Source organism: Ottowia sp., from assembly GCF_035325765.1.
Taxonomy (GTDB): domain Bacteria; phylum Pseudomonadota; class Gammaproteobacteria; order Burkholderiales; family Burkholderiaceae_C; genus Ottowia.
The window spans coordinates 18,053-27,249 of record NZ_DAOKZG010000044.1; the positions used below are offsets into that span (position 1 = coordinate 18,053).

The window sequence follows — 9,197 nt, forward strand, 5'->3', positions numbered from 1 at the left end:
CCGGAACGCCGACGCACTAACATCGTGTCATCGCCCCGAGCCACGGCGGCAGCCCCGCATCGATACGGAGACACTTCATGGACACCCGCACCTCCCCGCTCGCCCTGCTGCAGGACCCGAGCCTGCTCAAGACCGACGCCCTGATCGCCGGCAAGTGGGTCAAGGGCAAGGCGCGCTTCGACGTGCACGACCCCGCCACCGGCCGCAAGCTCGCCGACGTGGCCGACCTGGGCGCGAAGGAAACGCGCGCCGCCATCGACGCCGCCAACGCCGCCTGGCCGGCTTGGCGCAACATGACCGCCAAGCAGCGCCACCAGATCCTGATGGCGTGGTTTCGCCTGTTGATGGACAACCAGGAAGACCTGGCGCGCCTGATGACGGCCGAGCAGGGCAAGCCGCTGCCCGAGGCGCGCGGCGAGGTGGCTTATGGCGCCAGCTTCGTCGAGTGGTTTGCCGAGGAGGCCAAGCGCGTGCACGGCGAGACGCTGCCGACCTTCGACGCCAACAAGCGCCTCACGGTGATCCGCCAGCCGATCGGCGTGTGCGCCGCCATCACGCCGTGGAACTTCCCGCTCGCCATGATCACGCGCAAGGTGGCGCCGGCGCTGGCGGCCGGCTGCCCGGTGGTGATCAAGCCGGCCGAGCTCACGCCGCTCACCGCCCTGGCCGCGGCCGAGCTGGCCCAGCGCGCCGGCCTGCCCGCCGGCGTGATGAACGTCGTCACTGGCCTGGACGCGCCGGCCATCGGCCAGGTGCTGTGCCAGAGCGACGTGGTGCGCCACCTGTCGTTCACCGGCTCGACCGAGGTCGGCCGCATCCTGATGGCGCAGTGCGCACCGACGGTGAAGAAGCTCTCGCTGGAGCTGGGCGGCAATGCGCCCTTCATCGTGTTCGACGATGCCGATCTGGACTCCGCCGTCGAGGGGGCGCTGGCCAGCAAGTACCGCAACGCCGGCCAGACCTGCGTCTGCGCGAACCGCCTGTACGTGCAGGACGGCGTGTACGACGCCTTCGTCAAGAAGCTGGCGGCGCGCGTCAAGGCGATGAAGGTCGGCAGCGGCTTCGAGGACGGTGTCACCATCGGTCCGCTGATCGAGCCCGCCGCCATCGCGAAGGTCGAGAAGCACGTGCGCGACGCGCTGCGCAAGGGCGGACGCGTCGTCACCGGCGGGGGCAAGCTCAAGGGCCAGTTCTTCGAACCCACCGTGATCGCCGACGCCAGCGCCAACATGCTGGTGGCGCGCGAGGAGACCTTCGGCCCGCTGGCGCCGGTGTTCCGCTTCAAGACCGAGCAGGAGGCGATCGCCGCCGCCAATGCCACCGTGTTCGGCCTGGCGAGCTACTTCTATGCACGCGACATCGGCCGCATCACGCGCGTCAGCGAAGGCCTGGAATACGGCATGGTCGGCATCAACACCGGCCTCATCTCGACCGAGCACGTGCCCTTCGGCGGCGTCAAGCAGAGCGGCCTGGGCCGCGAGGGCTCGACGCATGGCATCGACGAGTACCTGGAGATGAAGTACCTCTGCATCGGCGATGTGCTGAAGTGACTCCCCCTGAGGCGTTACGCGCCCTCCCCCTGAGGGGGACGCACCCGGTGGCCAGGGAGAGCCCGGCCAGGGGTGTCCGTGAATGGCTGGCTCGGCGACCCTCGCAGCAGGGCTGCTTCATGCGTCGCGGGCGGCGCGCAGCACCAGGGACTGGGGAGACGGGCGCGCCCGCAACGCGCGCAGAAAGGAGGCCATCATGAAAATCGCCATCATGGGCAGCGGCGGCGTCGGCGGCTACTTCGGCGCACGGCTGGCGCAGGGCGGCAGCGACGTGACCTTCATCGCGCGCGGCGCGCACCTGGCGGCCCTGCGCGGGCACGGCCTGCGCATCGAAAGCGCGACCGGCAATCTGCACCTGCCGCGGGTCCAGGCGACCGACGAGCCGGCCAGCATCGGCCCGGTCGACCTCGTGCTGTTCGCCGTCAAGCTGTTCGACACCGAGGCCGCGGCACGCGCCATCCGGCCGCTGGTCGGCCCCGCCACCGGCGTGATCCCGTTCCAGAACGGCGTGCAGGCGCGCGAGCTGCTGCAGCAGGAGTTGGGCGAGGCGCCAGTGATGGGTGGCGTGGCCTACATCGGCGCCGTGATCCGCGAACCCGGCGTGATCGCCCACACCGGCACCATGCATCGGCTGGTGTTCGGCGAATTCAACGGCCGGCGCTCGGCGCGTGCCGAGGCCTTCCTGGCCGCCTGCCAGCGCGGCGGCTTCGACGCCGAACTGGCGGGCGACATCCTGCTGCGCATCTGGCAGAAGTTCGTGCTGCTGGTGGGCGTCTCGGGCAGCACCACCAGCATGCGCATGCCGATCGGCCCGATCCGCGCCAACCCGCTGACGCGTGCCTTCCTGCGCGACCTGATCGCCGAGACCGCCGCGGTCGGCCGTGCGCTGGGCGTGGCGCTGGCGCCCGACGAGGCAGAAAGCCGCCTCGCCCAGCTTGACGGCTTCCCGCCCGAGATGACCTCCTCCATGCACCAGGACCTCAAGCGCGGCCACCGGCTGGAGCTGATGTGGCTGAGCGGCGCCGTGGTCGACCTGGGCCGGCAGGCCGGCGTGCCCACGCCCGCCAACCGCGCCGTGCGCGACATCCTGGCGCTGCACGCGGACGGTCCGGCCGCCTGACCCCGCGGGCACCGCCCACGCCGCCGCGGCGTGCATTTGTGCCGCATCCAGCGGCTTGCGGACATGGCCCGCAGCGTCCGGGCTCGCCTATCATGGCCAGCATGACCCACGCCTGCGCCCCACACGCCAGCACGCACCGGCAGCCCGGCGCGCCGGCGCATGGCGCGCGCGTCCACCGGGCGGCACTGCGCCTGGCCGGCCGGGCACGGCGCTGGGTGGGCCACGCGGCCCTGCTCGGCCTGCTGCTGCCGCTGGCGGCCGGCGCGCAAAGCCTTTGGTTCGACCAACACGGCCAGCCGAGCCCGGCGGCACATGAGGCGGTGCAGTGGCTGGCCCAGGCCGCCAGCGACGGGCTGCGACCCGCGGACTACGACGCCGAACGCTGGGCGCGTGCCCTCGATGGCCGCGCGCCGGTGCCCGCGGAGCGCGTCGCCGAGTGGGACGCGGAGCTGACCCAGACTGTGGCGCGCTACCTGCAGGAGCTGCGCCACGGCCGCGTCGACCCGGCGCGGCTGGGCGCCCATTACGACAGCGAGACGGCGCCCGCGCCCGAGCTCGAAACCCTGCTGCGCGCGGGCGCGGCCAGCGGCCAGCTGGCCGAGGTGCGCCGCGCCGCCACCCCGCCCTGGCCACAATACGCGCCGCTGCGCGAGGCGCTGGCGCGCTACCGCGAGCTGGCGGGCCACCCGGCCTGGGACCAGCCGCTGCCGGGCGTGCCCGGCGGCAAGCTGCAGACCGGCCAGCGCTGGCCGGGCCTGCCCGCGCTGGCCGAACGGCTGCGCGCGCTGGGTGACCTGCCGGCCGGCGCCGCCGACGCCCCCGAGGCCTACGACGCCGCGCTGCAGGACGGCGTGCGCGCCTTCCAGGCCCGCCACACGCTGGACACTGACGGCGTGCTGGGCCGCGCCACGCTGGCGGCGCTGGCCGTGACCCCGGCACAGCGCGTGCAGCAGATCGAGCTCGCGCTCGAACGCCTGCGCATGACGCCACTGCCTGCCGCGGCACGCTTCATCACCGTCAACGTGCCCGAATTCATGCTGCGCGCCTGGCAGCACGAGGGCGGCGCGGCGCGCGAGCGACTGGCCATGCGCGTGGTCGTCGGCAAGGCGCTGGATACGCGCACGCCGCTGTTCGACGAGGACATGCGCTGGATCGAATTCAATCCCTACTGGAACATCCCGCGCTCGATCACCCGCAACGAAACCCTGCCCAAGCTGCGCGCCAATCCGGGCTACCTGGCGGCGCAGGGCATGGAATTCGTCGGCCCCGGCGGCGAGCGCAGCAGCACGGTCACGCCCGAACTGCTGGAGGCGGTCGAGTCCGGCGCCTGGCGCGTGCGCCAGCGCCCCGGGCGGCTCAACGCGCTGGGTGACATCAAGTTCGTGCTGCCCAACAACCAGGCCATCTACCTGCACCACACGCCCTCGGTCAGCCTGTTCAACCGCGCACGACGCGACTTCAGCCACGGCTGCATCCGCGTCGAGGAGCCGGTCGAGCTGGCGCACTGGGTGCTGGACGACGATGCCGAATGGCCCGTGGCGCGCATCCGCGCCTCGATGGGCCAGCCGCGCACCCTCACGGCACGCCTGGCCACGCCGGTGCCGGTGCTGATCGTCTACCGCACCGTCACGGTGCAGGACGGCCGCGTGCATTTCGCGCCCGACCTGTACGGCCAGGACGCGCTGCTCGAGCGCACGCTGGCGCAGCGCCCGCAGCAAGCGGTACGGGCCGAGGCGCCGCGCAGGGCGTCGTAGCCGTCGGCGTCCTCCGCGCGGCCGAAACGCGGCCGATCGATGCGCGAACCCGACCTGGGCCTGTTGTTTTCGGGCCGATGCGCATTTCAGACCTTTAGAATCCTTTGGTTTGCACGCCAAGGAGCCCCCATCGCATGAACAATCCGCATCGCCGCGTGTTCCTGGGTCGCAGCCTGGGCATGGCCGGGCTGCTGCTGCCAGCCGCCGGTGGTGCCCTGGCCAGCGTGCCGGCCGCACGAGCACGCCGCCTCTCCTTCAACCACCTGCACACGCACGAGCGCACCGCCCTGGTGTATGCCGTCGGCAACGACTTCGTGCCCACCGCGCTGGACCAGCTCAACCACTTCCTGCGCGACCACTACAGCGGCGAGGTGGGCCAGATGGACCCCGAGCTCTACAACCTGCTGCACCGCGTGCGGCGCGAACTCGAGAGCACGCGCGCGTTCGAGGTCATCTCGGGCTACCGCAGTCCGCACACCAACGAGCGCCTGCGCACCACGCGCGGCGGCGGCGTTGCCAGGCGCAGCCTGCACATGGACGGCAAGGCCATCGACGTGCGCCTGCCCGGCGTCGCGCTGAGCGACCTGCGCGACGCCGCGCGCTCGCTCAAGGCCGGCGGCGTGGGCTTCTACCCGCGCGAGAACTTCGTGCACATCGACACCGGGCGCGTGCGCACCTGGTAGGTCGCGCGCCCTCAGCGGCGCGCCGTCGGTGACGTGCCGAGGCGCCGCAGCACGCCACGCGCCGCACGCACGCCGCTGGCCAGGCTGGCCGTGAGGAGGTAGCCGCCCGTGGGCGCCTCCCAGTCCAGCATCTCGCCGGCGCAGAACACACCCGGCGCGCCGCGCAGTTCCAGATCGTCGGTCAGGGATTCCAGCCGCACCCCGCCGGCCGTGCTGATGGCCTCGGCCACCGGGCGCGCCGCGACCAGGGTGAGCGGCAGGGCCTTGATGGCACGCGCCAGCGCGGCGGCATCGTGCAGCGACTCGGGCGCCAGCAGTTCGTGCAACAGCGCCATCTTCACGCCGCCCAGGCCAAGCCGGCTCTTCAGGTGCGACGACAGGCTGCGACTGCCACGCGGGTGCGCCACGGCCGCCTGCACCTGCGCCGCCGTGCGGCCGGGCAGCAGGTCCAGCATGAAGCTGGCCTGCCCGGCGCGCGCGATCTCGTCACGCAGCAGGCCGCTGAAGGCGTAGATCAGGCTGCCCTCGACGCCCGTGGCCGTGACCACGAACTCGCCCTGGCGCGCGAAGCGCCGCCCCCGGCCGTCGGTGAACGCCACCGCCACGCTCTTGAGCGGCTCGCCCGCAAAGCGCTCGGCGAAGAACGGCGTCCAGCCCGCGCCCGCGCGGCCCACGGCGTCGAAGCCGCAATTGGCCGGCGCCAGCGGCGCCAGCTCGGCGCCCATCTGCTGCAGCCACGGCAGCCAGGCGCCGTCCGAGCCCAGGCGCGGCCAGCTCGCGCCGCCCAGCGCCAGCAGCACGGCGGCGGGCGCCACGCCCAGGCGGCCGGCCGGCGTCTCGAACACCAGCCGGCGGCCCACGCCGTGCGCGCCGGCGCCCGGCGCAGCGCCGTCCGGGGTCGTGTCAGCGCGCCCCCAGCCGGCCCAGCGATGCCGCATGTGAAAGCGCACCGGCGTCGCGCCCGGCGCCTGGGGGCGGCGCAGGCGCTGCAGCCAGGCGCGCAGCAACGGCGCGGCCTTCATCTCGCGCGGAAACACCCGGCCCGACGTGCCGACGAAGGTGGCTCCGCCCAGCCCGTCCGCCCAGTCGCGCAGCGCCGCCGGCCCGAAGTCGTGCAGCCAGTCGGCCACCGCCGCCGCGCGCTCGCCGTAGCGGTCCATGAAATCCGCCAGCGGCTCGGAATGCGTCAGGTTCAGCCCGCCCCGGCCCGCCAGCAGGAACTTGCGGCCCGCCGACGGCATCGCGTCGTACACCTGCACCGCCACCCCGGCGCCGGACAACACCTCGGCCGCCATCAGCCCGGCCGGGCCGGCGCCGACGATGGCGACGAAGCATGAGTGGGCGGGATCGAGCGCGGGCAAGGGCAGAAACGGGTGGGCAGGCAGCTGCGATTGTCCCGCAAGCCTTGTACGCTTCGGCCGAGGCAGCCCGGGCTGCACGCGACAGAATCAGGGCATGAACCCAGAGAACGAACCCACGCTGGACGGACGCGCCAGCGGCACGGGGCGGGAGGGCGCCACGCCCGACCTGCCCGGCCGCAAGCTCCTGCCCGCGCCGCTGCGCCGCCGCCTGCGGCGGCAGATCCTGGCCGTGCTCAGCCGCAGCGCGCCGGCGCCCGACTACGACACGCCGGTGGGCGACCCCGGCCTGTTCGGCCCGGGCAGCATCACCTGGAAGATCCACGCCGACTTTCCCAGCATGATGGTCGGCGGCGTGGCCGCGCTGCTGCTGCAGTCGCTGCACCCGCTGGCCCTGGCCGGCGTGTGGGACCACTCGAGCTTTCGCCGCGACGTCCTGGGCCGGCTGCGCAACACCACCGCCTTCGTCGCCCGCACCACCTACGCGCCGCGCGCCCCCGCCGAGGCCGCCATCGCCCGCGTGGTCGAGATCCACCACCAGGTGCGCGGCATCGCCCCCGACGGGCGCCCCTACCGCGCCGACGACCCCGAGCTGCTGGCCTGGGTGCACTGCGCCGAATGCTGGGGCTTCCTGCAGGCCTACCAGCGCATCTGCCGCGTGCGCATCCCGCCCGCGCAGCAGGACCGCTACCTGCAGGAGATGGCGCGGGTGGCCGAGGCCCTCGGCGCGCGCGCCCTGCCCGGCTCGCTGGCCGAGCTGCACGCCTTCTTCGACCGTGTGCGGCCCGAGCTGCGCTTCGACGTGCGCACCGCCGAAGTCCTGCGCATCCTCGCCGCCATGCCGCTGCCCATCCCGCTCGCCGGCCCCAGCCGGCGCGTCTTCATCGGCGCCGCCGCCGCCCTGCTGCCCGGCTGGGCGCTCGACCTCATGGGCCGACCCGCCAGCCAGCGCCTGCTGGACCGCGCCAGTGCCGGCGCCCTGCGACTGGCCGCCCCCAGCATCCGCGACGCCATGGGCGAAGGCGGCCTCGCCTGGCGCGCGTGCCGGCGCGTGGGGGCCGACTACGCGGGCTTGTTCCGGTGGAAGGACGATCGCGCGCCGTAGTCTCGCCATACGGGGGCTGACAGCCAGGCCACGGCGCTGGCACCCTTCGACCCGAAGTCGATTCGATGGACAAGTTTGCCTTTATCAATCAAAAAACATTATTATTTGATCGATAAAAGGAGATTTATCGATCATGCCCTGGGTCTGGCATCTGGCGGACTGGCCCCACTTCCGCTGGTGCAGCAGCCTGCTCGACGCGGAAGAGCGGCACTTCATCGAGGGCGTGTCGATCACCATCGGCAGCCTGCGCCACCTGCCGGCCAGCGAGCGCGATGACCTGGCCATTGCGCTGCTGGAGCGCGACGCCCTCGGCACATCGGCGATCGAGGGCGAACTGCTGGACCGCGACAGCGTGCGGTCGTCCCTGCGCAAGCACCTGGGCCTGGCAGCCGCAGCGTCCCCGCTAGTGCAGTGTTTCACGCTATCAGGTACCTATAACGAGTCGCCAAGGGGCCAGCTGCGCGGCGCGTGGCCGCAGGCATGGTGGGTCCATGTCAAGGCCACGCAACAAAGCAGATGGCCCCTTGGCGGCTCGCCCTGCGGGAAGCCAGAAAAAGGCTCGCGGCGGCGTTGCAGTTCTTGCCAAGGCCGCCAGCATTGGCTGCGAACCGCGCCTTGCCGCAAACCTTTTTCTGGCTTTTATAAGTGCCTGATAGCGTGAAACACTGCACTAGCGCGCGGTCGGCACCGCGAGCACGGCATTGCCGAACTCATGGCGGACCTGTACCGGTCGCCCGATGCCCCGCTCACCGAGCAGCGCCTGTTCCGCTGGCACCACATGCTGTTCCACGGCCGGCGCGACCTGGCCAGTGTGGGCTGCTACCGGCAACACGCCACCCCCATGCAGATCGTTTCGGGGCAGATCGGCAACGAGCGCGTGCACTACGAGGCCCCACCCTCGGCCCGCGTGCCAGCCGAGATGGCCACCTTCCTCGACTGGTTCGCCCGCACGGCGCCTAGCCATCCCGACGCCCTGCCCGCCATCACGCGCGCCGGCGTCGCGCACCTGTGGTTCGAGTGCATCCACCCGTTCGAAGACGGCAACGGCCGCATCGGCCGCGCCATAGCCGAACTGGCACTGGCGCAGGCCACCAGCACACCCAGCTTCACCGGCATCTCTGCCGTGCTGCACCGCCAGCGCAAGCACTACTACGAGCAACTGCGTCGCCACAGCCTGCGGCTCGACATCGACGCCTGGCTGCAATGGTTCGCCCAGCAGGCCCTGCAGGCCCAAGCCGAAGCCGACGAATGGGTGCACTTCCTGATCGACAAGGCCGCCCTGATGACGCGGCTCGCGGGTCAACTCAACCCCCGACAGGAGAAGGTGCTGCTGCGGCTGCTGCGCGAAGGCCCCAAGGGCTTTGCCGGGGGCCTGAGTGCGGGCAACTATGCCAGCATCACCGGTGGATCATCGGCGACAGTGACGCGGGACCTGGCGGATCTGGTGAGCAAGGGGGCGCTGCGCAGAACGGGGGAGCGGAAGGGGACGCGGTACCGGTTGGTGATTGCTGGCGTATCGCCAAGGCAGTAGCGGCGAGATTGCTGTGGATTGGCAGTGCAGCTAATGACCCCTCTAGTGTAGTGTTTGATTCTTGAGGGAACATAAATGAATTGCCTACCTCCAATG

8 protein-coding genes are annotated in these 9,197 nt (G+C 72.0%); 7 read left to right on the forward strand and 1 reads right to left on the reverse strand.

Annotation, left to right across the window (positions count from 1 at the left end; all coding sequences use genetic code 11):
• Positions 1-77 precede the first annotated feature (77 nt).
• From PKA16_RS12725 to PKA16_RS12740, 4 genes are all read left to right on the forward strand, one after another.
• Positions 78-1,550 carry an NAD-dependent succinate-semialdehyde dehydrogenase gene (locus PKA16_RS12725; RefSeq protein ID WP_324403626.1) on the forward strand — a complete coding sequence of 491 codons (1,473 nt, stop codon included), beginning with the start codon at positions 78-80 and terminating at the stop codon, positions 1,548-1,550.
• Between the two features lie 196 nt (positions 1,551-1,746).
• Complete coding sequence (locus PKA16_RS12730) at positions 1,747-2,670, forward strand: 2-dehydropantoate 2-reductase (RefSeq protein ID WP_324403628.1); 924 nt, start codon at positions 1,747-1,749, stop codon at positions 2,668-2,670.
• A 101-nt stretch (positions 2,671-2,771) separates the two neighbouring features.
• Positions 2,772-4,424: a L,D-transpeptidase family protein gene (locus PKA16_RS12735; protein ID WP_324403630.1), complete on the forward strand. Its 1,653-nt coding sequence runs from the start codon at positions 2,772-2,774 to the stop codon at positions 4,422-4,424.
• A gap of 134 nt (positions 4,425-4,558) precedes the next feature.
• A complete protein-coding gene (locus tag PKA16_RS12740; protein ID WP_324403632.1) occupies positions 4,559-5,107 on the forward strand; it encodes a DUF882 domain-containing protein in 549 nt (182 codons plus the stop codon).
• Positions 5,108-5,118: 11 nt separating this feature from the next.
• Here PKA16_RS12740 and PKA16_RS12745 read toward each other — a convergent pair whose 3' ends face one another.
• Positions 5,119-6,468 (reverse strand): TIGR03862 family flavoprotein, encoded by a 1,350-nt coding sequence (locus PKA16_RS12745; protein WP_324403634.1) that lies wholly within the window; start codon positions 6,466-6,468, stop codon positions 5,119-5,121.
• A gap of 94 nt (positions 6,469-6,562) precedes the next feature.
• Between PKA16_RS12745 and PKA16_RS12750 the strand changes: the two genes are divergently transcribed.
• The 3 genes from PKA16_RS12750 to PKA16_RS12760 all read left to right on the forward strand — a co-directional run bounded on the left by PKA16_RS12750 (position 6,563) and on the right by PKA16_RS12760 (position 9,101).
• Positions 6,563-7,570 carry an oxygenase MpaB family protein gene (locus PKA16_RS12750; RefSeq protein WP_324403636.1) on the forward strand — a complete coding sequence of 336 codons (1,008 nt, stop codon included), beginning with the start codon at positions 6,563-6,565 and terminating at the stop codon, positions 7,568-7,570.
• A 133-nt stretch (positions 7,571-7,703) separates the two neighbouring features.
• Positions 7,704-8,231 (forward strand): DUF4172 domain-containing protein, encoded by a 528-nt coding sequence (locus tag PKA16_RS12755; protein WP_324403638.1) that lies wholly within the window; start codon positions 7,704-7,706, stop codon positions 8,229-8,231.
• 51 nt (positions 8,232-8,282) lie between these two features.
• Positions 8,283-9,101: a Fic family protein gene (locus tag PKA16_RS12760; RefSeq protein ID WP_324403640.1), complete on the forward strand. Its 819-nt coding sequence runs from the start codon at positions 8,283-8,285 to the stop codon at positions 9,099-9,101.
• Positions 9,102-9,197: the final 96 nt, after the last annotated feature.